Genomic DNA, 23196 nt, shown 5'->3' with positions numbered 1-23196 from the left:
AGGTCACGACTTCTGCGCGACAGCCCACTCGTTGTCGTTCCACGTCTGCTGGCTCTGGGCCGGCTGGAACGCGGGACCGGTGACCTCGGTGCTGTTGGCCTGCAGACCCGGGAAGGTGAAGATCGGCAGGGTCGCCACGTCGTCCCAGAGGACCTTCTCGATCTGGCCGATCGTCTGGTCCTGCTGGGCCGCGTCCGTCTGCGAGAGCAGCGTGGCGGTCAGCTGGTCGACCTGGGGGTTGGAGTACTTGCCGTTGTTGTTGCCGCCGCCGGTGACGTAGGTCGAGGCGGAGGAGGAGACCAGCGGCGAGCCCGACCAGGCGAAGAGCGCCACGTCGAAGTTGCCGGCGGCGAGGCCGTTGCCGAAGAAGTCCTGCTGGCCCGCGTCCTCGACGTTGAAGCCGGCCTGGTCGCAGGAGGCCTTGATGAGGGAGACCTCGTCGGTGCGGCGCTGGTTCGGGGTCTGGTAGCCGACGCGCACGGTCACGCCGGTCTTGCCGCCCAGCAGCTGCTTGGCCTGCTCGATGTTCGGCTGGTCGTACTGGCCGGCGTAGGAGGCCTGGACGACCTGCTGGTAGCCCTCCTGGAACGCCAGCTTGTAGCGGGAGTTCAGCACGGTCGCGTTCTCGTTGACCGGCTTGATGAGGTTGTCGACGATCTGCTGGCGCGGCACGCACAGGGCGAACGCCTTGCGCAGGTTCGCGTCCTTGAACTCGCCCTGGAAGTTGAAGTCCAGGTGCTCGAACGTGTACTCGTCACCCTGGTCGATCTTGACCGAGCTGCCGATGGCCTGCAGCTGCTTGAGGATGTCCTGCGCCGGCTGCGGCCGCGCCACCTGGATCTCGCCGTTGGCCAGGGCCTGGGCCTGGGCGGTGGCGTCGATGAAGCGGATGACGATGGTGCCCGTCTTGGCGGGGGTGCCCCACCACTTCGGGTTCGCCTTCAGCGTGATGGACTGCCCGGCCTGCCAGGAGTCGATCATGTACGGGCCGGAGGACGGCCAGTTGTCCTTGTCGACGGTCCCGGGCTTGCCGATGAAGCCGGTGTTGTAGAACTTCGCCAGCGCGGCCACCTGGTCGGAGGTGTTGTTGGTGATGGCGCCGATGAGGTCGGAGACGCCGGCGTTCTTCGCGACGATGTGCGCGGGCATGATCGAGCCGGCGCCGAACATGCCGGCCCAGTCCGCGAAGACCTTGGTGTAGGTCACGGTGACCGTCTTGTCCCCGGCCTTGCACTGGGGGATGTTCATGTCCTCGTAGCCGGTGGTCCCGGCCGAGGAGAAGCCCGACAGCGGGTTGCCGTTCTCGTCCTTCTCCTGGCTGGTGAACTTGCCGGAGTTGGCGGCCCAGGCGAGGACCATGTCCTCGCAGCCGAGGGCCTGCCCGTCGGACCAGACGGCCTTGTCGTTGAACGTGTACTTGACGGTCAGCGGGTCGTCGCTCGTCTTCTCGACGGTGCCGAACTCCTTGTCGTCCAGCACGCCGCCGTCCGGACCGAAGTCCCAGAAGCCCCCGAGCACGTTGTTCAGCACGACGGTGTTCTGCACCGCGTTCTGGTCCGCCGTGTTGTTGTTGTAGGAGTTGAACTCCTGCTCGTGGGCCACGGTGATGGTGGCGTTGCTCGTGCCGGCGGAGCTGGAGCCGCTGCTGGCACCACCGGTGCTCCCGCCGCGGTCGGCGGAGCATCCGGAGATGAGCAGGGCGCCGCCGGCGAGGACGGCGAGAGCAGCAGTGGCTCTGCGAGAGGTGATCACGCGGGGAGGACCCTTCGTCGGGCGTCGCGGTTCGGGCGCGCTGCAGGTCGTGCGGCGCGGCCCGTGTGGACGGCTCACTCCACCCCGCACATCCGCAAGTCCGCAACAGGCTGACGCGGATTCCCGGCTCGCCGTTACCGATTCGCAACCGGACGAGGGAACGGTGAACACCCGTTGTTCACCGCATGATCACGCGCGGTGAGCCCCTCTGCCGCTCGATCGACCTGCGGCGACGCCCTCGGACCGGGTGCGAGCCCGGGCCCGCAGCAGCTCCACGGCCACCGGGAGCACGGACACGAGCACGATGAGGATGAGGATCACCTCGATGTTGTCCCGCACGAAGGCGATCCCGCCCAGCAGGTAGCCGAGGGTGGTGACCCCGGCCCCCCACAGCACTCCCCCCGCGACGTTCCACGCCGCGAAGTGGCGGTAGTCCATGCGCCCGACGCCGGCGACGACGGGGACGAAGGTGCGCACCACCGGCACGAAGCGCGCCAGCAGCACCGCCCGACCGCCGTACCTGTCGAAGAAGGCGTAGGCGTCCTCGACGTACTTCGGCTTGAAGAACCGGGCGTCCTGCTTCTTGAAGACCGCCGGGCCGAGGCGCCGCCCGATGAGGTAGCCGCACTGGTCGCCCAGCACCGCCGCCAGCGGGACCAGCACCAGGGCCAGCCACAGCGGCACCTGCAGCACACCGGTGGCGATGAGGAGCCCGCCGGTGAACAGGAGGGAGTCGCCGGGCAGGAAGAAGCCGACGAGCAGACCCGACTCCACGAAGACGATCGCGAGGATGCCCACGAAGCCCAGCGTGCGGATCAGCGTGTCGGGGTCCAGCCACGACGGGCCCAGCGCGAGGATCGGGGTCACACCTCCCAGGCTAGGGTCCGCCGACGGGCCCTGGAGCCGGTTCTGCGGCGTCGGGTGCCACCCCGTGGGCCAGCGGGACGCCCGCGGTCCGCAGCCAGGCGAGCTCCTCCGCGGAGGTCGGCCCGCGCGCCAGGAGCTGGGCCCCGAGCGCCTCGGAGAACGCGACCAGCCCCGTGACCAGCGCTCGCCGGTGGCGGCTGGTCGCCACGCCGGCCACCACGCGCCGGTGCACCACGACCACCTCGGGCTCGAGGGCCAGGACGCGCTCGCCGCCGCGGTCCACGGCGGCCCCCACCTCCAGGGCGAGGCGGAGCCCGTCGCGGCGCAGGGGTGCGAGCGCGGAGCGCAGCTGGTCCAGGTCGCCGGCCTCGGCCTCCCCCAGCACCTGCAGGACCAGCCGGGAGGGGTCGACCGCGGCCGTGCGGCGCGCGAACGCCGGGATCGTCGCGGTGGCGGGGCTGGCCCTCACCAGCACCCACCCCGCCAGGTCGCGCGACGCGTCGAGGGCGTCGGCCAGGGCGGCGGCCTCCAGGGGGCCGGAGGCGCCCACGGCACGGGCCTCGGAGAACCAGGCGCCCGGAGCGGCGGTGCCCCGGGGGAAGGCGGTCTCGGCGTCGTGCCCGACGAGCGCGCCGTCGGCGAGCGACAGCACCGGCTGGAACGCGGTGCGCAGGCCGCCCTGCTCGTCCAGCCCCTCCAGCCGCGAGCGCACCGCGCGGGCTCTTCCCTCCGCGGCGTCCTCCGCTTCGACGAGACCCATGACGGCGCGCCCCAGCGCGGCCAGCGCCTCGGCGTCGGGAGCCCCCAGGTGGGGGTCGGGGCGCTGGGAGAAGGCGCACAGCGTCCCGTAGGGGGTGCCGTCGGCGCGGTGCAGCACCGCGCCCACGTGGGAGCCGATCGACATGGCGCGCACGTCGGGGTGGTACGCGACGGCGGAGTCCGCCGTGTCGGGGACGGCGCCCGGGAGCCGGCCGCGCACGAGCAGGTCGCACACGGTGCCCTCCCGGGGCTCGGAGGTCCCGGCGGCGAAGGGGACCCGCACGCGGGCGACGACGTTGCGGAAGCGGCGCTGACCGCCCTCGAGCACGCTGATGAAGGCGACGTCGACGCCCACCTGCGCCCTGGCCACCTCCAGCAGCGCGTCCACGCCGCGGTCCACGGCGGCGGGCACCGGCGGGCGCCCGCCCACCGCGGGGACCGCGCCGCCGGCCGTCCCCGGGGCCCTGACCGACCACACGCCCGAGCTGCTGAGCGGCGCGCTGCGGCGTCCCCGCCGAGCCCGCTTGTCGGCGTACATGGCCTCGTCCGCAGCGCGCCAGGCACCGAGCAGCCCGTCCTGCCCGGTGCGCGTCGCCACCCCGCAGGACACGCCGATGCCCGCCGCGCCGAGCGCGGAGCGCACCCGGGCGGCGACCGCCACGGCCACCGCCCTCTCGGTGTCGGGCAGCAGCACCCCGAACTCGTCGCCCCCGAGGCGCACCACCGCGTCCTGCCCGCGGACCTGGGCGCGCAGCGCAGCGCCCGCCTGCCGGAGCACGTCGTCCCCGGCGTCGTGACCGGCGGTGTCGTTGAGCTGCTTGAGGCCGTCGAGGTCGAGCACCAGCACCGCGGTGGGCGTGCCGTGGCGCGCGGCGCGCTCCTCCTCGGCGAGGAGGGCCGCGTCCCAGGCACGGCGGTTGCCCAGGCCCGTCAGGGGGTCGGTGTGCGCGGCGGCCTCGGCGTTCTCGGCGCGGCGCACGACGTCGTCGAGGGCCAGCACCTGCTCGAGCAGCAGGCCGAGGAGGTCGGCCGCGGCGCGGACGCCGGGCAGGTGCGCGGCGAGGTCGGGGCGGGCCAGCTCGCTCGCGCCGCACAGGGCCCCGACGACGGCGCCCTGGCCGCTGAGGACGGGGACGACGACGAGGGAGGCGGCGTCCAGGCCGCTGGCGGCGCACGCCGCGGCGAAGGCGGGGACGTCCGCCACGACGGGCGCCACCGGCGGAGCGCCGCCGTCGAGGGCTGCGGCGGGCACCCCGGAGCGCCACGGCACGGCGGAGCTGCGCGCGCCCGCACCGGCGAGGTCGGCCAGCACCACCTGCTCGTCACCGCGCCGCCTGACGAGCCACCAGTGCTCCAGCCCGGTCCGCCCGGAGAGGTCGGCGAAGGCGCTGCGGGTGGCTGCGGAGAAGTCCAGCGCACCGCTGGGGACCGCCGGCCCGCGGGCAGCCGCCACCGCGGGCCGTGCGCTCTCCACACCACCAGCATCGGCTCTTCCGGCGCGGACCTGTGTCTCCCGTCCGCGGGTCGCGCTCCGCGCGTCCGGTCGGCGCCCGGCGGGCGGGAGGTGTCCGCTGCAGCCGTCCGTGGGAAGTTCCTGGGGATCTGGGATTCGCCAGACGGTGACGAATCGATCACTTAGCGTCGCTGCCGTGGCTCGAACTGCACGACACCGCGCACCGGTGCGCCCCCTCGTCGACGTCGGCGCCGTGACCCGCGCCGTGGTCACCACCGGTGCGCTCGCCGCCGTCCCCGTCATCGCGACGGCGGGTGCGGCGTCGGCGGCGGTGCCGGGCACCTCGCACAGCGGGACCCCGGCCGTGAAGGCGGCGGCGCACCTGTCGGTCGCCGCCGCACCGGTCGCCGCCAACGGGGCGCTGGGCGGCGGATCGGTCACCGTGCGCGCCGGTGACACCGTCTCGAAGATCGCGCGGGCCGCCGGGGTCAGCACGCAGGCCGTGCTCGCCGCCAACGGGCTCTCGTGGAGCTCCACCATCTACCCCGGGCAGGTCCTCGCCGTCCCCGGAGCCGGCGCGGCCCCCGCCGCACCGGCAGCGGCACCCGCCCCGGCGCGCGAGACGAGCGCCGGCGAGACCGCGGTCGCCGAGGCGAAGAAGCACGTGGGACTGGCCTACCGCTTCGGCGGGACGAGCCCGACCAGCGGCTTCGACTGCTCCGGCCTGGTGCAGTACGCCTACTCCAAGGTCGGCGTGGCCCTCCCCCGCACCTCGGGGGCCATGCGCTCCGCCGGGTACGCGGTCTCCGAGCCGCGCGTGGGCGACCTGGTGCTCTTCAACTCCTACGGCCACGTGGCGCTGTACGCCGGCGACGGCAAGATCATCGACTCGCCGCGCACCGGTGAGAGCGTCTCCGTCCGCTCCCTGTGGACCGACGACGTGCAGTTCCGCCGCGTCGCCTGAGGCCGGCGCACCGGCGCAGCCCGCCCTCCGGGTGCTGCGCAGTGCGCACTGCACTGCCCGGAGGCGCGACCCGTGCACCTCGCCCACTGACGCCGCCGGCGCACGACCCTACGTTCACGCTCCATCGCTCGACGGTGGAGAAGGAGGCAGGGCCGTGGCTGGTGGGACGCACGGAGTTGACGACTACGCGATGGGACGGGTGCCCGTGGGCGCCCGCTACTCGTGGTTCTCGGTGGCGGTGCAGCGCTTCGGGCAGGTGTCGGCGCTCAGCCAGTTCCTGCTGGGGGCCGCCCTCGGCTTCGGGATGGGCTTCTGGCAGGCGTTCCTGGCCTTCACCCTCGGGGCCGTCATCCTCGAGGTGGTCTCGATCTTCGTGGGGGTCATCGGCTGCCGCGAGGGCATGTCGACCTCGCTGGTGGCCCGCTGGCTGGGCTTCGGCCGCGGTGGCTCCGCCCTCATGGGCCTGGCCATCGGCATGAGCCTCGTCGGCTGGTTCGGCGTGCAGTCGGCGGTGTCCGCCCAGGGACTGGCCTCCACGGTCGGCGTCCTGCCGGTCTGGGGCTGGTCCATCGTCTTCGGCCTCGTGGTGACGGCCATCTGCGTCTTCGGGTTCGGCTCGATGGCCTGGACGGCCTACCTCACGGTGCCGTCGTTCCTCGTGCTCGTCGGCTGGGCGATCATCAGCGAGCTGTCGAAGACCGACGTCACGGCGCTCATGAGCTCCGCCCCTCCGGGCCCGCAGATCGACCTCGCCACCGGCACCACGCTCGTGGCCGGCGGCTTCATCGTCGGCGCCGTCATCACCCCGGACATGTCGCGCTACAACCGGTCCGGCGCCGACGTGGTGAAGCAGACCGTGGTCGGCTTCACCATCGGTGAGTACCTGATCGGCATGTCCGGCGTGCTGCTCGCCCACGCCATCGGCTCCAGCGACATCACCGCCATCCTCACCTCCTCGGTCGGCTGGGTGGCCGTGCTCGTCGTCCTGCTGGGGACCGTGAAGATCAACGACTGGAACCTCTACTCGTCCGGCCTGGCGGTGGTGAACTTCATCGGCACGCTCACCGGCCGCACCGTAAACCGCGCGCTGGTCACCGGCCTGCTCGGCCTGGCCGGCAGCCTGCTGGCGGCGGCGGGCATCCTCACCCGCTTCACCGACTTCCTCATCATCCTGGGCGTCGTCTTCCCGCCGGTCGCCGGGATCATGGTGGCCGAGTACTTCGTGGTGAAGCGCTGGCGCGGCGAGCTCGAGGCGTCCCGCGCCGACGGCGGGGCCGTGCCCGCCAGCTCCCCCACCTGGGTGCCGGCCACCATCGCCGTGTGGGCCGTCGCCTCGGTGAGCGGCTACTTCCTCACGGTGGGCCTCGGGTCCATCAACTCCCTCGTCATCGCGTTCGTCCTCTACGTGGTGGCCGGCAAGACCGGGCTGCTGCGCGAGGTCGGGCTGTCCCGCACCACGGACGCCTCCGCGGACGTCGTGGACGTGACCGACGCCGAGAGCTCGGGCACCCCCGCCCGCACCGCCCCCACCGCGGCGCTCTGACCCCCGCACCCGCAAGGACGAGGAGAACCCCCGTGCGCATCGGCATCGACGTGGGCGGCACCAACACCGACGCCGTCCTCCTGGGCGACGACGACGCGGTGCTGGCCGCCGTCAAGAGCCCCACCACCTCCGACGTCTCCAGCGGCATCACCGCCTCGCTGGCGTCCCTGCAGGGCGTGCGGGCCTTCGACCCCGCCGGCGTGAGGGCCGTGATGATCGGCACCACGCACTTCATCAACGCCCTGGTCGAGGCGCGGCGCCTGGCCCCCACGGCGGCGCTGCGCCTGGGCCTGCCGGCCACCGCGGCCCTGCCGCCCATGGTCGACTGGCCCCAGCGCCTGGTGACGGCGGTCTCCGGCCGCGCGTACCTGGCGCACGGCGGCCACGAGTTCGACGGGCGCACCATCTCCGAGCTCGACCCCGACGAGCTGCGCCGCCACGCGGCCGACATGGCCGCCCACGGCGTGCGCAGCGTGGCCATCACCTCGGTGTTCTCCCCCGTCAACACCGAGTTCGAGCTGCGCGCGGCGGAGGTGCTGGCCGAGGAGCTGCCCGACGTCGCGATCTCCCTGTCCCACCAGATCGGGCGCATCGGCCTCCTGGAGCGCGAGAACGCCACCGTCGTCAACGCCGCGCTGCGCGAGCTGGCCTCGGACATCGTGGGCGGCCTGTTCGCCGCCGTGTCGGGCGCCGGCATCGACGCGCCGATCTACCTCAGCCAGAACGACGGCACACTCATGGACGTCGAGCACGCCCGCCGCTACCCCGTGTCCACCTTCGCCTCCGGCCCCACCAACTCGATGCGCGGGGCGGCGGTGCTCTCCGGGGTGTCCACGTGCGCGGTGGTGGACGTCGGGGGGACGACGTCCGACGTCGGCGTCCTCACCCGCGGCTTCCCGCGGGAGGCCACCACCGAGGTGTCGGTGGCGGGCATCCGCACCAACTTCCGCATGCCCGACGTGCTGTCCATCGGCATCGGCGGCGGCTCCCTGGTCCGCGGTGCAGCGGGCGGGGCGGGCGGAGGCGTCAGCGTGGGCCCGGACTCGGTGGGCTACCGGCTCACCGAGCGGGCGCTGGTCTTCGGCGGTGACACCCTCACCGCCACCGACATCGCGGTCGCCGCCGGGCGCGCGGACATCGGCGACGCCTCGCTGGTGGCGCACCTCGACCCGGACCTGGTCCGCGCGGCGCTGTCGCGCATCGCGGCCGACGTCGCGGACGCCGTCGACAGGATGCGGACGTCCTCCCAGCCCCTGCCCGTGGTGGCGGTCGGCGGCGGCTCGGTCCTCCTGCCCGACCACCTCGCCGGCAGCGGGGAGGTGCTCCGCCCGGAGAACTTCGCCGTGGCGAACGCCATCGGCGCGGCGATCGCACAGGTGGGGGGCGAGGTGGACAGGGTCTTCGCCATCGAGCCGGGGCGCCGCGGCGACGTCCTCGAGGCCGCTCGGGCCGAGGCCGTGGAGCGCGCCGTCGCGAACGGTGCTGTGCCCTCCAGCGTCGAGGTGCTCGAGATCGACGAGGTGCCGCTGCCCTACCTGCCCGGAGGCGCCACCCGCATCCGCGTCAAGGCCGTCGGCGACCTCGCGCTGACCCCCGGCCCGTCGTCCGGCACGGCTTCCGGCGCGCGTCGCGGTGAGCCGGTGGCGGCGGGGAGCAGGGCGTGAGCTCCGCCGCCGCGCCGCGCCAGCTGCGGCAGGTGGGGCTGGACGAGGTCCGTGCCATCGCCCGCGGCGCCGCCGTCCTGGGGACCGGTGGCGGCGGTGACCCGCACATCGGCGCCCTCATGGCCGCCGCCGCCATCAGGACGCACGGCCCGGTGGCGCTGACCCCGCTGGCCGAGCTGCCGGACGGCGCCGTGGTGCTGCCGGTGGCGATGATGGGCGCGCCCACCGTCATGGTGGAGAAGATCCCCTCGGCCGACCAGGTCGGCCGGGCCGTCGACGTCCTCACACGCCACCTCGGGCTGGAGGTCACGCACGTCGCGTGCATCGAGGCCGGCGGGGTCAACTCCCTGGTGCCGGTGGCCGCGGCGGCCGAGCTGGGCCTGCCGCTGGTGGACGCCGACGGCATGGGGCGCGCCTTCCCGGAGCTGCAGCAGGTGCTCCTCACGCTGACCGGCGTGCGCGCCACGCCCATGGCGGTGGTGGACGAGAAGGGCAACTGCGCGGTCATCGACACCGTCGACAACCGGTGGGCCGAGCGGCTGGCCCGCTCGGTGACCATCGACATGGGCTGCTCTGCGATGATCTCCAACTACGCGATGGACGGCGCCGCTGCCCGCCGCGGCCTCGTGCCGGGCACGCTCTCCCTGGCGGCGTCCGTCGGGGCCCTGCTCGAGCCCGGGGTGGCCGGCGAGGACCCGGCCTCCGCCGTGGCGGCGCACCTCGGCGGACGCGTGGCGGTGCGCGCGAAGGTCGTCGACGTCGAGCGGCGCACCACCACGGGGTTCGCCCGGGGCACCGCCGTGCTGGAGGGCGCCGGCGAGCACGCAGGCCGGCGCCTCACCGTGGACTTCCAGAACGAGAACCTCGTCCTGCGGGACGGCGACCACGTGCTGGCCACCGCACCGGACCTCATCTGCCTGCTCGACACCGCCTCCGGCGCGGCCATCACCACCGAGCAGCTGCGCTTCGGCCACCGCGTCAGCGCCGTCGTGGCTCCGTGCGACCCCCGCTGGCGCACCCCCGAGGGGCTGGCGCTGGCCGGACCCGCCGCCTTCGGCTACCCCGACGACGCCGTCCTCCTCGAAGGAGTTCCCGCATGAGCTGGCTGCTCGACGAGACCCACCTGGCCGACCTCGCGCGCGGCGCGACCCTCCTGGGCACCGGCGGCGGCGGCGACCCGTACATCGGGCGCCTGCTCGTCGCCGAGGCCATCAAGGAGCACGGCCCCATCACCGTGCTCGACCCCGACGAGGTGGACGACGACCTCTTCGTCATCCCCACCGCGATGATGGGCGCCCCCACCGTCATGGTGGAGAAGGTGCCGCGCGGCACCGAGCCGGTGGTGGCGCTGCGCACGCTGGAGGAGCGCCTGGGCCGCAGGGCCCAGGCCACCATGCCCATCGAGTGCGGCGGCCTGAACTCGATGGTCCCGCTGCTGGTGGCGGCCCGCGCCGGTCTGCCGGTCGTCGACGCGGACGGGATGGGCCGCGCCTTCCCCGAGCTGCAGATGGAGACGTTCGGGGTCTACGGGGTGCACGCCTCCCCCATGGTGGTGGCCGGCGACCGCCACGAGACCGTCGTCATCGACACCGGTGACGACGACGTGCGCATGGAGCGCCTCGCCCGCGCCTGCGCCATCCAGTTCGGCGGCGCGGCGCTCATCGCCGAGTACGCCATGACCGGCGCCGACGTGAAGCGGGTGGCCATCCCGCGCACCCTGTCGCTGGGCATCGGCGCCGGGCGCGCGATCCGGGAGGCCCGCGAGGCGCACCGCGACCCGTTCGCGGCCCTGGCCGAGTACTTCGCGGGCACGATCTACCGGAACGTGCGCCCGCTCTTCCGCGGCAAGGTGACCGACGTCGAGCGGCGCACCACGGGCGGGTTCACCCGCGGCGCCTGCACGGTGACCGGCCACGACGACGGCGTGCTGGAGCTGCGCTTCCAGAACGAGCACCTGCTCGCCCTGCGCGACGGCGTGCCCGTCTGCGTGGTGCCCGACCTCATCTGCGTGGTCGACGACACCACCGCCGAGCCCATCACCACCGAGGGTCTGCGCTACGGCCAGCGCGTGGTGGTGCTCGGCATCTCCACGCCCGACATCATGCGCACGCCGGAGGCCCTGGCGGTCTTCGGGCCGGCGGCGTTCGGCATCGACCAGCCGTTCGTGCCCATCGAGCAGCTCGTCACGGACGAGGTCCGGCAGCCGCTGGCCGTCTGAGGCCCCGCCCCGCCCGGCCGGGGCGGGCGGTGCCAGGGTGTGCGCCGTGCGCGACCCCCGGGACGACGGCTGGGACGTCCGCGCCGTGACCGCGGCGGACGTCCCGGCGCTCGTGCGCGGCGCGGACGTCCTCGGCTCCGGCGGCGGAGGCGACGCGCGGTCCGCCGGCCTGCTGTTCGCCCACGCCGTGGGCAGCGGGGCGGTCCCCCTGCTCGACCCCGCCCGCGCGACGGGCCACGCCGTCTCGTTCGTGGGGATGGTCGGCGCCGTCAGCGCCTTCACCGAGGAGCTGCCCGGCGGGGAGGAGTTCGCACGGGCGGTGCGCGCCGTGGAGCGGTGGACCGGCGAGCGGGCCACGGCGCTGGCCTCGATCGAGGCCGCCGGGCTCAACGGGCTGACCGCGCTGGCCACCGCCGTCTCGGTCGACCTCCCGGTGGTCGACGTCGACCTGTGCGGCCGCGCCCTGCCACGGCTGGAGCAGTTCTCCCTGGCGGTGGTGGACGGCGCGCTCCCACCGCTCGCGCTCGCCCTGCCCAGCGGCCAGGTGCTCGTGGTGGAGGGCGGCGACGGCGTCCGGTGCGAGCGGGTCGTGCGCGCGGTGCTCGCCGCGGAGGGCGGGTGGGCCGCCATCGCGACGGGCCCCGTGCGCCGCGCCCCCTGGTCGGGCGCCGGCCCGGTGCGGACCACGCGGCGCTGCTTGCAGGTGGGAGCCCGCCTGGAGGCGCTGGGGCCCTCGGCCACCACCGAGGACGTGGCCGTCGCCGCCGGCGGTGAGCTGCTGGGAGCCGGCCGCGTGGTGGAGGTGGCCCGGCGCGCCGGCGCCGGCTTCGGACGGGGCTCGGCCTGCGTGCGCGACCAGCGCACCAGCGCGCTGCTGCGGCTGGAGATGGAGAACGAGTACCTCGTGGCGTTCGAGGACGGCGCCCCCGTGGCCACGACCCCCGACCCGCTCGTGGTGCTCGAGCGGCGCAGCGCCCGCGTCGTCGCGTGCGACAGGATCCGCCGGGGCGACGACGTGGTGGTGCTCCGGCTCCCCGCCCCCTCCTTCTGGAGCCGGCCCGGGCGCACCGACCGGGTGGCGCCGCGGGCGTTCGGCCTCGACCTCGACCCGGTGCTCGGCGAACGTCCGGACGGGACGCTGTGGTGACGGAGCTGAGCGCGGTGCTCGCCCTGCCCGCCTGGGGTGGAGCGGAGGTCCTCGCCGGCGCACCGGGCGGGGTGGCGCTGCGCGGCGTCGTCCTCCTGGAGGCCCCCGGGCAGCTGGACGAGACCGCCGCGGTGCCGGCGCTCGTGGTGCTGACCGGCGCCTCCTGGCGGCTCGCCCCCGCCTGGCAGCTCGACGCGGTGCTGCGCCGCGCAGCTGACGCCGGCGCTCGGGCCGTGCTGCTGGCCGGGACGGACGCGCTGCCCGTCCCCACTCGCCTGCTGTGCACGCGGCTGGAGCTGTGCGTGGTCGGTGCGGACACCCCGCTGCTCGACCTCGCCGCCGCGGCGGCCGTGCACCTGGCCGCCCCGGAGGTGGCGTCCGCCCGGGCCGTGCTCGGCGTCTCGCGCGCCGTCGCCGACGGCAGGGTGGGCACGCCCGCCGGGCTGGTCGGCCTGTGCGCGGAGCTGCTGGGCGTTCCGGTGGCTCTCTGCGACGCCTCCGGCGCCGTGCTCCACGGCGACCGCGCGCTGGTGGTCCCCCGCCCCTCGGAGCCGGTGGCGCAGCGCGAGCGGACCGGGGCCGGGACCACCGCGGCCCGGCCCGTGCTCCTGCCGGGTCTGCGCGGTGTGCAGCGCTGGCTCGTGGTGAGGGTGCCCGGAGACCGCGGCCCTGCTGCGGTGGGACCCGCCGAGGACGTCCTGGCCGCCGCGGCCACCGCCGTGGCCGGCTGGCTCGCCGCCGAGCGGACGGCGGTGGAGCGCGACGCGCGCGGGCGGGCCGCGCTGCTCACCGACGTCCTGCGGCTCACCGGCGAGCCCAGCCCCGAGCTGCGCCAGCGGGCCGCCGCCGCGGGGTGGCCGCTGGCCGGGTGGCACGTCGGGGTGCGCATCCGGACCGGCAGCGCCACCGACGTCGCCGGCCTGCGCGCCGAGGCGGTCCGCCGCTCCGCCGAGGCCGGCCTGCAGCTCGTGGTGGCCGAGCAGGGGGACGGTTGGAGCGGGTGGTGGAGCACCGACCGCTCCCCCAGCGCGGTGGAGGTGCGCCAGCTCGCCGAGCGGTTCCGGCGCCTGCACGACGGGCTGCGGCAGCTGACCGGGTGCGCCACGGGCGTCGGCAGGCCCCACCAGGGACCGGCGGGGGTCGCCAGGACCCTCTCGGAGGCGGCCGACGCCGCGCTGCTCGCCGCGGGACGCCCGGAGCAGGGCCGCTTCCTCCACGTCGACCAGCTGGGGGTGGCGCAGACGCTCCTCGCCTGGACCCGCACCGAGACCTTCGAGCCGGCCGCACGCAGCCTGCTGGAGCCGCTGCTCTCCGATCCCTCGCTCGTGCGGACGCTGGCGGCCTACCTCGACGCGGAGTCGTCGCTGTCGGAGACCGCCGCCGTCCTCGGCGTCCACCGCAACACCGTGGCGCAGCGAGTGACCCGGATCGAGCGCCTGCTGCGGGTCAGCCTCAGCGACCACGAGCAGCGGCTCGCGCTGCAGCTGGCGTGCCGGGCGGTGGGCCCGGGCGCCCGGTCGCAGGACCCGTCCGGCCCGCGGGGGCCCGCGGGGCTCTAGAAGCGGAAGGCCGCGACCTCGCGGCGCAGCGCCGCGGCTCGCCCGGCCAGGTCGTCCACGGCCGTGCGGGCCTCGCCCAGCGCCCGGCTCGTCGAGGAGGCGGTGCCGGACATGGTGGAGGCCGTGGCGGCGATCCGCCCGGCACCACCGGCCGCCTCTCCTGCAGAGCGGGACATCTCCTGCGTGGTGGCGGTCTGCTCCTCCACGGCGGCGGCGATGGTGCTCTGGTGGTCGGAGATCTCGGCGATGACGTCGGAGATCCCGGTGATGGCGTCCACGGCGCCGGAAGCGCCCTGCTGGATGGTCTCCACGCGGCGGGCGACGTCCTCGGTGGCCGCAGCCGTCGCCCGGGCGAGCTCCTTGACCTCCGCGGCGACCACGGCGAAGCCCTTCCCGGCCTCACCGGCGCGGGCGGCCTCGATCGTGGCGTTCAGCGCGAGCAGGTTCGTCTGCTCGGCGATGCTCGTGATGACCTTGACGACGTCACCGATCTGCCGGCTCGCCTCGCCCAGGCCCGTGACCGTCTCGGTGGCCGCGGTGGCGGCGGCGACGGCGCTGCCCGCCACCCGGGTCGCCTCCTCGGTGGACCTGGCGATCTCCCGGATCGCGTCACCCATCTCACCGGCGCCCGCGGCGACGGTCTGCACGCCGGAGGACACCTCCTCCACGGCACCGGCGACCGCGCTCGACTGCGCGCTGGTCTCCTCGGAGGCCGCGGCGATCTGGGCCGTGGTGCCGCGCAGCTGCTCGGAGGCGCTCGCGACGGCGTCGGACTGGGCCGCCACCCCGGAGAGCACGCGGCGCAGCGCCACCAGGGCGCGGTCGAGCGCGTCCGCGGTGACACCCAGCTCGTCGCGGCGCGCGAGGTCGCAGCTGCCCGTGAGGTCGCCGTCCGCGAGCGCCGTCACGACGTCCGTCACCCGGCGCAGCGGGCGGGTGACCGAGCGCGTCACCGCGACGCCGAGGGCGGTGAGCACGGCGAGGCCGAGCACGCCGCTGGCGGTCAGGAGCAGCCCGGCGGACCGGCGCTGGGCGGCGACGTCGCTCGTGGCCGCGGTGACGCGCTCGTCGACGGCGTCGCCGATGGTCGGCATCGAGTCCTCCAGCGCGGAGAAGGCCTTCTGGAAGTCGTCGTAGCCGGCCAGGGCCGCCTGCGGGTCGCGGACGGCGACGTCGGAGGAGGTCGTGGCGGCGGCGAGGTAGGCGTCGACGTCGGGCTGCACCCGCCGCAGCGCCTGGTCCACGCCGCCCCCGAGGTGGTCGGCGCCCACGGCGGCCAGGGCGTCGGTGAGCGCCTTCCGGTGCTCGGCCATCTCCTGCGCGGCCTTCTGGCGCTCCCCGGCGTCGGCGGTGACGATCATCCGCAGCAGGTCGCCGCGGACGGCGTCGTGCATCATGTCGGCCTGCAGGGCGTGCTGGGTGGCGCTGTTCGTGGCGGCCAGGGCGTCGACCTGCGTACCGACGCTCGAGAGCGCCGCGGCGGCGATGCCGCCCATGGCCAGGGTCGCTGCCGCGCCGACGGCCACCAGCGTCGTGAGCTTGGTGCCCAGGCGCAGGTCGGCCCACCTCGTCATCGCCACGTCAGAGCTCCCTCGCGTCCGGGGCGCCGTCTGCACCCCTCGTCCCCACATCGGACGACAAGATCGCGACCTTGAGGACGACGGCGGTCGGCGCGCCGGCCGGCGCGGCAGGCTCAGGCGGTCGGGCTCCCCCAGCGCAGGCTGGTGTAGGCCTTCTCCGACTCGGGCATCCGCGTCTGGGGGCTGATGAGCAGGAACTTGCCGTTGGCTCCCTGCATGTCCACGTTGAACTGCACCTCGTAGAGGACCTCGCCGGGCCCGGTGCCGCCGTTGCGGGAGAAGAACTCGTGCATCTTCTGCACGAACACGGGGTAGTCGCCCTCGTCGGCGTTGCCGGACCACTCCGACACCGCCAGCGGCAGACCGACCTCCTTGGCGAAGTCGAGGTGCCCCTGCAGCCCCTTGGGGGCGCCGAAGGCGTCCTTCGAGGTCATCGACGCGTCCCACTGCTCCGCGGTCTCGACGGCGCCGAACTGGTTGTAGTAGTCGACGCCCATGACGTCCACCTGGCCGTCACCCGGGTAGAGCTCGCGCCAGTCGTAGCCCGACTTCGACGACTCGCGGTTGAAGCAGAGGACGAGCTTGGAGGCGGGGAACACGCTCTGCTGGATGGCCCGGTAGCGACCCCAGGCGGTCTTGAAGGCGGCGACGTCGTCGGAGACGACCTTCCACGGGTACCAGTCGCCGTTCATCTCGTGGGCGAACCGCACGTAGCAGGTGGCCTGTCGCCCGCCCCAGACGTCGCGCAGGCGGGTGAGGGACTCGCGCCAGCGGTCGTCGTAGGCACCGGCGGCCGCGTCGGCCCAGGTCTCGCCCTCGTCCTTCATGTCGATGGCGCCGAGGGAGACGTCGAGCGGCTTGTCCCAGCCGTCGAACTCCGCGCCGGGCTGCAGCGTGTACAGCTCCAGCATCGCCTGGTTGTTGTCGAACCAGGTGGCCGAGACGGCGACGTCGGTGCCGCGGGCCGCGGCGTAGGAGCCGTCGGCCACGCCCTCCCCGGACGCGCCGGAGATCCACTGGCGCGGCACGAACGGCGTCTCGGTCTGCGACGGGGACGTGCTGGGAGTCCCGCTGCCGCCCGGCGCGTCCGTGCCGCCGCCGGTGCGCAGCGCCACCCAGGTGGCGAGGCCCCCGGCCGCGACCACGCCCGCCGCGGTGCCGAGCACGGCGCGCCGGGACGGTCCTGACCGAGTGGAAGCGGCGTGCCTGCGGCGCTCCTCCCCGGCCCCGCCGGCCCTCCCCTCATCGGGTTCCTGGACCTGCGACGACGCGGAGCCCCCCGGCCCCTTCGGTGCTGGCTGCTGATCGGCCACCGTTGACCCCCCTCGGATCGTGAGATCAGGTGACCACACGGACCTGGGAGCGGCAACGCAGCGCCCGGCCGGCAGCACGCACGGCCGATCAGCGCTCCCCCGGTCGGCCCACCAGCTCCTCCGCGCGGGCGGCGAACCAGGCCAGCACCTCCTCGCCCGCGCGGATCCCCGTGGTCTCCAGCGCGGTCACCGTGGGGCTCGACCAGCCGCTGTCGGCGATCTCCCCGTGCCCCGGGCGGACGCCGAGGTCGGCCAGCTCGAGCAGGTCGACGTCGAGCAGGGAGTCGCCCGCAGCCAGCACGTGCCGGGCGCCGGTGCGCCGCGCCACCTCCGCCGTCGCGGCGGCCTTGGTCAGCGGGACCGGCACGAGGTAGAGCTTGCGGCCCTGCAGGGAGGCGACCCATCCGGCAGCGCTCCCCCACGCGTGCAGCCGGTCCAGCGAGGCCGGGTCGAGGCGGGGCCTGTCGACCACGGCATAGCAGAAGAGCTCGGGCACCGTGCGGACCTGCGCCGACGGGTCGGACCCGCAGGCCCGCACGAGCTCCCCGCGCGCCTCCTCCAGCCCCGCCACCGTCCGCAGCGCGGAGCGCACCCGGGCGTCCCAGGAGGCGTCGGGCCGGCCGTCGACGAGCAGCACACCGCCGTTGGCGGTCACGGCGTACTGCGCCGGCGGCCCGGGCAGCGTGATCCGGGCGTACTGCTCGGGTGTGCGGGTGGTGACGGGCACCAGACGGCGCGCCGCCGCGAGCGCCGCGCAGCGCTCGGCGGCGGTGGGGGTGAGGTAGGAGATCTCCCGGCCCTCCAGGTGCTCGACCACCACCCACGCCGGCTCGCCCGGCCGCGGCGGCCCGGCCGCGGCCCGCGAGTAGACGAGGGTGCGGTCGAGGTCGGTGGCGATGAGCACCCGCTCGTCCACGGCCGCGCGGTCTGCGACGTCCGCGACGCCCGAGGTGCCGCTCACCGCGCCGGCCTGATGACGCCGACGCAGGCGTAGGGCAGGTCGGGCCGCTCCTCCACGGCGGCGCCGCGCTCGGCCGCCAGGTGCAGCACGTGCGCGAGCTGCGGCAGGGCGTCGGGCCGCACCAGCACCTTCCACGGGACGCGGCGCAGCAGCACCCGCGTCGTCTCCCCCACGCCGGGCTTGACCAGGTCGGCGGAGACGCCCAGCTCGGCGGCGATGCGCTCGACGGCGGCCAGCCCCGACCACGTGGGAGTGGTGTCGAGGTGGCGCCGCTCGGCCAGGGCGTCGGCCACGGCGCCGGCGACCTCGGGGAAGCGGGCGGTCACCGCGCCGAGGAAGCGGGCCGTGACGTCCTCGGCGGCGAGCTCGCGGTAGCACTTGGCGCCGTGGTACCCGCCGGGCCCGGTGAGGTCGGGGCGCACCACCGTGCGGGAGACCAGCCCCGAGACCGTCGCGCCCAGGCAGGCCGAGGGCACCAGGAAGTCCTCGCGGGTGCCGAAGACCGGCGTGCAGCTGCCGGGGTCGGCGAGCACCGCGAGCGCGGGGGTGAAGCCGCGGGGCTGGCGGGCCTCGGCGGAGCGCACCGAGGCGCCCAGCTCGGTGGTGATCCTCCCCTTGCCGGTCCAGCCGTCCAGGAAGACGACGTCGCGGGGGTCGTGCTGCTGGGCGAGGTGGTCGAGGGCGCGGGGGTCGAGGCCCCTGCCCCGCACGATCGAGGCCGAGAGGTGCTCGAGGCGGTGGCCCCGCTGCGCGGCCCAGCGGCGCACGAGCACCCCGACGGGGGTGCCGCCGCGGGCCAGCGACACCAGCACCGGCGGCCGGGAGCGCTCGGCGAGCAGGAGCTCGGTGACCACCCCCACCGCCAGCGCCACCCTGGCCGCGGAGGCCTGCAGGGCCTGCTCGAACAGCGCGAGGTAGGCGGCGTCGGGACGGCGCTCGACCGGCAGCGACTCCGAGTAGTGGGCCCTTCCCGTCTGCACCGCGCGCTCGCGGTCCTCGACGGGCGCCTCCAGCGCCGCGCCGGACAGGTCTGTGAGCAGCCACCCGACCTCCTCGCCGGCGCAGGAGCCGAAGGCGGGTCCCCGCAGCGGCTCGGGCGCGGGCCGGTGGCTGGGCACCTCCAGCACCACCACCGGTCCTGCCACGGCGCTGGTGAGGACGTCGGTCAGGCGGGGCAGCGGGGGCTCCGAGGACGACGACGGGGGCCCGTCCCAGTCGCCGCTCGCGGAGTCGACCACGAGGACCGCGGCGTCGTACGCGTCCTGCCCCTCACCGGGGGCGACGTTGTAGGCGTACCTCGCCGCCTGCGAGGCGTCGCGGGCGTCGTCGGGATGGTCGTGCGCGGCGAAGCGCAGCGCGGTCCGGACGGCGCAGCCCGGGTCGTCCACGGCCAGCACCGGAGACCGCGTGGTGCTGGAGCTGCGGACCACCACGCGGCGAGGCGCCAGCCGGCGGCGCAGCTCGTCGGCCACGAGCAGCGGCACGTGCATGAGCTCCTCGGTGCCGAGCACCAGCAGCCGCCCGCCCGCGCCCAGCTCCGGCCCGAGGGCGACCTCCACCTGGGCGGCCATCCCCGGCACCGAGGCGGCGGTGCCCGAACGGTGCTCATCCGCGAACCCGTGGCGCCCCCCGTCGCGGAAGCCGCGCGCCACCCGGCCAGCCACCTCGACCACCGGCCCGCTGCTCGGTCGACCAGCGGGACGACCAGCCGGACGACCAGCAGGGGTCACCACGCCGGGCTCCGGTCGCTGCTGCGCGGCTGTGCCCTCCACGCGCGCGACCAGCTCCGCGCCGCGGCGCAGCACGTCCGGCGGCAGGTCGACGGTCCCCGAGGCCAGCGCGACGACGTCGAGGCGGACACCCAGCTCTGCGGCGGCCTCGGCCATCCGCGTCCGGTCGGCCTCGGAGCGCAGGTCCACCAGCGTCGCCACCACCCAGCGCTCCCGCGGCGCCACCCGCTGCAGGCTCCTGACGGTGTCGATCACCGTCGCACCCGTCGACAGCTCGTCGTCGACCAGCACCACCGGCCGCTCCCCCGTCAGCAGACCGGGGTCGTCGGGCAGCAGGAGGTGCCCCGTGGCGTGGGAGTGCGCCTCCTCGAAGGCGCCGGCCGGCGGGCGCCCCACCGAGCGCCGCGTGGAGTGCAGCACGGCGACGTCGAGGGCGTCACCCACGAGGTGCCCCAGCCCGGTGGCCGTCTCGGCGTACCCCAGCACCAGCGCCTCCACCCGAGGGCGCTCGCGGGCGGCCGCCGAGCAGAGCTCGACGAGCCGGTCGGCGGCGTCGTCGTCCTCGGGGGTCCGCAGGGCCGCAGCGAGCAGGTCACCACCCTCAGCCGCCGCCCCGCCGTCCCCACCGCGGCCGGTCAGGAGGTCTCCCACGAGCGTGCCGAGCAGCAGGCCCGCACCCCGCACCAGGCGGGGGTCGGCGGGGACGTGCTTGCCCAGCACCCGGCTCACCAGCAGGTGGGCGCGGCGGGGGTTGCGACGCACCGCCAGGCCCACGAGGTCGGTGACCCTCAGCGACCCCGTGGCGGCGGTGGTCCGGACGTCGACGCCCAGCTCGCGCGCCACCCACGCACCGCTCCAGCCAGCGCTCGGACCCGTGCTCGAACCGCTCACCGGGCCGTCACCGCTCCCAGCAGGTCCACGAAGGAGGTGGTCGGGCGCGCCACGCCGAAGACCCGGGCCCGGCGGCTCAACCGCTCCGCCCACGCGCGGTGCGGCTTGGCCTCGTTCATCTTGTTGCCGTACGAGGAGGCGGCGACGCCGCCACCGCCGGCGCCGAGCACGTCGAGGGCGTCCGCGTGCTCCTCGTGCGCCACCACCGAGAGCGCGTGCACCACCGCCACGTGCGACGGGTGGATGACCGTCTTGCCGGTCAGCCCGTTGGCCTGGTCGAGCACCACCTCGCGGATCAGCCCGTCCAGCCCCTCGGCGAGCAGCTCCGTGCGCAGCGGGCGCTCGTCGTGCACGCGGAACGGCGTCTCGCGCAGCTGCGGCTTGAACACGCGCTCCGGACGCGTGAAGTACTCCCACACCGGCCCGGTGACCACGTGGCCGTCGTCCCCGGGCCGCCCGAGCACGTTGACGACGTCGGCGATGACGTCGGCCACCACCCGCACGTCGTAGACCGTCAGCTCGCGCCGGCGGCGCAGCCCGAAGGCGGACGACAGGTCGGTGGCGCCGATGCGCACCGCCAGCACCGACTCGCGGTGCCGGGCCAGCAGCGCCCGGATCCCCTCGAGCGATGCGACGCGCGTCTCCAGGTGGGCCACCTCGGGAGACTCCACGACCGGCATGACGCGCAGCTGGTGCCCGGCGGCCACCGCGGCGTCCTCCACCGCGCGCAGGAAGGGCTCACCGGTGGCAGCGGTGAACTTGGGCAGCACGAAGCCCGTCAGGACGCCGGCGTCGGCCCCCAGGGACGCGACGAGCTCGCCGACCTGCTCGGGGCGGCGCACCCGCACGAAGACCAGCGGGCCGTCGGCCCCGGAGGCGGCGAGCGCGCGCAGGTGGTGCACGAGGTTGCGCTGGGCGGCCTCGACGGCGTGGTCGGCGACGGCGTCCTCGAGGCACAGCACCACGCTGAGCACGCCCGCGGCCCGCTGGCGCAGCACGTCGGAGGACAGCGCGGGCCTGTCGGCGGGCAGGTACAGCGTGGCTCCGAGGGCCACGGCCAGCAGGGCCGGGTCGTCGTCGACGTCCACCGGCTGCGGCGGGTGCAGGAACAGCTGGTGCTCCTGGTCGGGGCTCAGGTGGTCGAAGTGCCGCACGGACGGACGCCTCTCACGGGACGGGGCTCACGGCACGGGCTCACTGCACGGGCGTGCGGTCGTCGGCCCAGGACAGCGCTCCGTAGCCGTAGGCCCGGGCCACCTCGCGCAGCGGTGCGTCGAACGGCTCCAGCTCCGCCCGGAGCACGAACTCGCCGTCGACGGCGTACAGCGACAGCACGGCCAGTGTGAGCACCGGCCGCCCCGTCGCGAGCGGCACCTCCACGCGCGCCCCTCCCGCGGTGGTCACCACCAGGGTGCCGTCGAGCTGGAGCGGCCAGCCCGACGCCGAGCTGGCGACCACGAGCAGCCGGCGCAGCGCACGGCTCTGCCGCAGGTCGACGACCACCCGCTCGCTGCGCGGCGGCGGCGCCGACAGCACGGGCCGCCGCGAGCGCGCTGGCCCCCCGGGCACGCCCACCGCGGCGCCGACCGCCCCGGACGTGCCGTCGGCCAGCTGGTACAGCGCCCCCAGGACGACGTCGCCCGCCGAGGGCGGGCAGACGGCGGTCGCGGTGAGCGCACCGATGCCCGACTCCAGCCGGTCGAGGGTGACCGTCGGCTCCCTGGGCGTCAGCAGCGTCGGGCCGCCGCGCCGGGTGCGACGGTCGCGGCGCGCAGGAGCCGGGGGCCCGGACGGCCCGGACGCCGGTCGCTGCTGCTGCGCGGGGCTCGGCGCCGGGCTCGGCGCGTGGTCTGGGGACGGCCCCGACAGGTCGAGGTCGGCGCTCCACGAGCTGCTGCGCTCCGGGGTGCTCGGCGGGGCGGGGGCGGAGAGGTCGAGGTCAGAGCCCGTCGAGCGAGCTGGAGGGGTCGGAGCCGAGAGGTCGAGGTCGCCGCCGGAGGACCCGGACGGCGAGGACGGCGCGGACAGGTCCAGGTCGTCGCCCCCGGAGCGGAGGGGCGCGCTGGTCGAGGGAGCCGAGGGGGGCGGGGCGTGCACCGGCGTGCGGACCGGCGGCGGGGGCGCGGCGGCGGGGCCCGGTCGACGCCGGCTGCGGTGCCGCAGCCAGGTGAGGTCGGGTCGGGGCCGCGGGTCCTCGATCACAGGGGGACCCCGTAGTCGGCGGCGACCCCGGCGATCCCGTTGCGGTACCCCTCCCCCACCACCTTGAACTTCCAGTCGCCGCCGTGGCGGTAGACCTCCGCCAGCACGAGCGCCGTCTCGCTCTGGAGCACGGGGGCGAAGTCCTCCGAGCGCACCAGCTCGCGCAGCGACCCGGCCTCACGGACCACGACCGCCACGCGCTTCAGCTGCCCGAGCGTGCGGCGCTGGGCGGTGCCCTCGTTGATGTAGGTCACCAGCACGATGCGCGCCACCTCCGGCGGCACGTCGCGCAGGTCGACCTCGATCTGCTCCTGGTCGTCGTGGAGCGCCGCGTCGCGCACCGCGACCGACTCCTCGGGCGAGGCGAGCTGGTTGAAGAAGACCACGTGCTCGTGGGAGAGCACCCGGGAGTCGGGACCGCACAGCAGCGCGGCGAGCACCAGGTTGTCCTGGAGCACCACCTCGGTGCCGGCGTCCCAGTCGATCCCCACCACGACGCCGCGCAGGTCGGGGATCTCTCGGGTCAGGGCGACGTTGGCGCCCCGGATCATGCGCGCCACGCGGTCGGTCTCCTCGGGTCGTCTGCGGTCGGG

17 protein-coding genes are annotated in these 23196 nt (G+C 75.4%); 7 read left to right on the top strand and 10 right to left on the bottom strand.

The window, feature by feature from the left end; translation table 11 throughout:
- Positions 1 to 3: 3 nt before the first annotated feature.
- From FMM08_RS10460 to FMM08_RS10450, 3 genes are all read right to left on the bottom strand, one after another.
- The gene (locus FMM08_RS10460) at positions 4 to 1752 is read right to left on the bottom strand and encodes an ABC transporter family substrate-binding protein (protein ID WP_147926288.1); all 1749 of its coding nucleotides are present in this window, start codon (positions 1750 to 1752) and stop codon (positions 4 to 6) included.
- 189 nt (positions 1753 to 1941) lie between these two features.
- Complete coding sequence (locus FMM08_RS10455) at positions 1942 to 2619, bottom strand: DedA family protein (RefSeq protein WP_187279684.1); 678 nt, start codon at positions 2617 to 2619, stop codon at positions 1942 to 1944.
- A gap of 10 nt (positions 2620 to 2629) precedes the next feature.
- Entirely contained in the window at positions 2630 to 4852 is a 2223-nt protein-coding gene (locus tag FMM08_RS10450) for a diguanylate cyclase (RefSeq protein ID WP_187279683.1), read from the bottom strand.
- Positions 4853 to 5027: 175 nt separating this feature from the next.
- On the opposite strand from FMM08_RS10450, the gene FMM08_RS23015 reads away from it, so the two are divergent.
- The 7 genes from FMM08_RS23015 to FMM08_RS10415 all read left to right on the top strand — a co-directional run bounded on the left by FMM08_RS23015 (position 5028) and on the right by FMM08_RS10415 (position 13926).
- Positions 5028 to 5795, top strand: a complete 768-nt coding sequence (locus FMM08_RS23015) for a C40 family peptidase (RefSeq protein WP_187279682.1) — start codon at positions 5028 to 5030, stop codon at positions 5793 to 5795.
- Positions 5796 to 5985: 190 nt separating this feature from the next.
- The gene (locus FMM08_RS10440) at positions 5986 to 7338 is read left to right on the top strand and encodes a purine-cytosine permease family protein (RefSeq protein WP_147926354.1); all 1353 of its coding nucleotides are present in this window, start codon (positions 5986 to 5988) and stop codon (positions 7336 to 7338) included.
- A 32-nt stretch (positions 7339 to 7370) separates the two neighbouring features.
- The gene (locus FMM08_RS10435; protein WP_147926284.1) at positions 7371 to 9002 is read left to right on the top strand and encodes a hydantoinase/oxoprolinase N-terminal domain-containing protein; all 1632 of its coding nucleotides are present in this window, start codon (positions 7371 to 7373) and stop codon (positions 9000 to 9002) included.
- The gene (locus tag FMM08_RS10430; protein WP_222710634.1) at positions 8999 to 10102 is read left to right on the top strand and encodes an S-methyl thiohydantoin desulfurase family protein; all 1104 of its coding nucleotides are present in this window, start codon (positions 8999 to 9001) and stop codon (positions 10100 to 10102) included. Before FMM08_RS10435 ends, FMM08_RS10430 begins: the two co-directional genes overlap by 4 nt.
- Entirely contained in the window at positions 10099 to 11220 is a 1122-nt protein-coding gene (locus FMM08_RS10425) for an S-methyl thiohydantoin desulfurase family protein (protein WP_147926283.1), read from the top strand. The genes FMM08_RS10430 and FMM08_RS10425 overlap by 4 nt, the downstream gene beginning before the upstream one ends.
- Positions 11221 to 11266: 46 nt before the next feature.
- The gene (locus FMM08_RS10420; RefSeq protein ID WP_222710633.1) at positions 11267 to 12367 is read left to right on the top strand and encodes an S-methyl thiohydantoin desulfurase family protein; all 1101 of its coding nucleotides are present in this window, start codon (positions 11267 to 11269) and stop codon (positions 12365 to 12367) included.
- A complete protein-coding gene (locus FMM08_RS10415; RefSeq protein WP_187279681.1) occupies positions 12364 to 13926 on the top strand; it encodes a PucR family transcriptional regulator in 1563 nt (520 codons plus the stop codon). Before FMM08_RS10420 ends, FMM08_RS10415 begins: the two co-directional genes overlap by 4 nt.
- On the opposite strand, the gene FMM08_RS10410 is transcribed toward FMM08_RS10415, so the two are convergent.
- From FMM08_RS10410 to FMM08_RS10380, 7 genes are all read right to left on the bottom strand, one after another.
- Entirely contained in the window at positions 13923 to 15500 is a 1578-nt protein-coding gene (locus tag FMM08_RS10410; RefSeq protein ID WP_255472265.1) for a methyl-accepting chemotaxis protein, read from the bottom strand. The two genes, FMM08_RS10415 and FMM08_RS10410, sit on opposite strands and share 4 nt — an antisense overlap.
- Before the next feature lie 119 nt (positions 15501 to 15619).
- Positions 15620 to 16672 (bottom strand): glycosyl hydrolase, encoded by a 1053-nt coding sequence (locus FMM08_RS10405; protein ID WP_147926280.1) that lies wholly within the window; start codon positions 16670 to 16672, stop codon positions 15620 to 15622.
- Between the two features lie 235 nt (positions 16673 to 16907).
- On the bottom strand, positions 16908 to 17780 hold the full coding sequence (locus FMM08_RS10400) for an HAD family hydrolase (protein ID WP_222710632.1): 873 nt from the start codon (positions 17778 to 17780) through the stop codon (positions 16908 to 16910).
- Entirely contained in the window at positions 17777 to 20401 is a 2625-nt protein-coding gene (locus FMM08_RS10395; RefSeq protein WP_187279680.1) for a phosphoribosyltransferase, read from the bottom strand. Before FMM08_RS10395 ends, FMM08_RS10400 begins: the two co-directional genes overlap by 4 nt.
- Entirely contained in the window at positions 20398 to 21555 is a 1158-nt protein-coding gene (locus FMM08_RS10390; protein WP_147926278.1) for an HpcH/HpaI aldolase/citrate lyase family protein, read from the bottom strand. The genes FMM08_RS10395 and FMM08_RS10390 overlap by 4 nt, the downstream gene beginning before the upstream one ends.
- A gap of 40 nt (positions 21556 to 21595) precedes the next feature.
- Positions 21596 to 22603 (bottom strand): hypothetical protein, encoded by a 1008-nt coding sequence (locus tag FMM08_RS10385; protein ID WP_147926277.1) that lies wholly within the window; start codon positions 22601 to 22603, stop codon positions 21596 to 21598.
- Entirely contained in the window at positions 22600 to 23154 is a 555-nt protein-coding gene (locus FMM08_RS10380) for a TerD family protein (RefSeq protein ID WP_147926350.1), read from the bottom strand. Before FMM08_RS10380 ends, FMM08_RS10385 begins: the two co-directional genes overlap by 4 nt.
- Positions 23155 to 23196: the final 42 nt, after the last annotated feature.

This window comes from Quadrisphaera setariae, from assembly GCF_008041935.1.
GTDB lineage: Bacteria > Actinomycetota > Actinomycetes > Actinomycetales > Quadrisphaeraceae > Quadrisphaera > Quadrisphaera setariae.
The sequence above is the reverse complement of the archived record's forward strand: the minus strand, read 5'-3'. Positions and strand labels throughout refer to the sequence as shown.

Coding starts and splice junctions, on each gene's coding strand:
- FMM08_RS10425 (WP_147926283.1), top strand. CDS start 10,099: ATGAGCTGGCTGCTCGACGAGACCCACCTGGCCGACCTCGCGCGCGGC.
- FMM08_RS10380 (WP_147926350.1), bottom strand. CDS start 23,154: ATGATCCGGGGCGCCAACGTCGCCCTGACCCGAGAGATCCCCGACCTG.
- FMM08_RS10440 (WP_147926354.1), top strand. CDS start 5,986: ATGGGACGGGTGCCCGTGGGCGCCCGCTACTCGTGGTTCTCGGTGGCG.
- FMM08_RS10410 (WP_255472265.1), bottom strand. CDS start 15,500: ATGACGAGGTGGGCCGACCTGCGCCTGGGCACCAAGCTCACGACGCTG.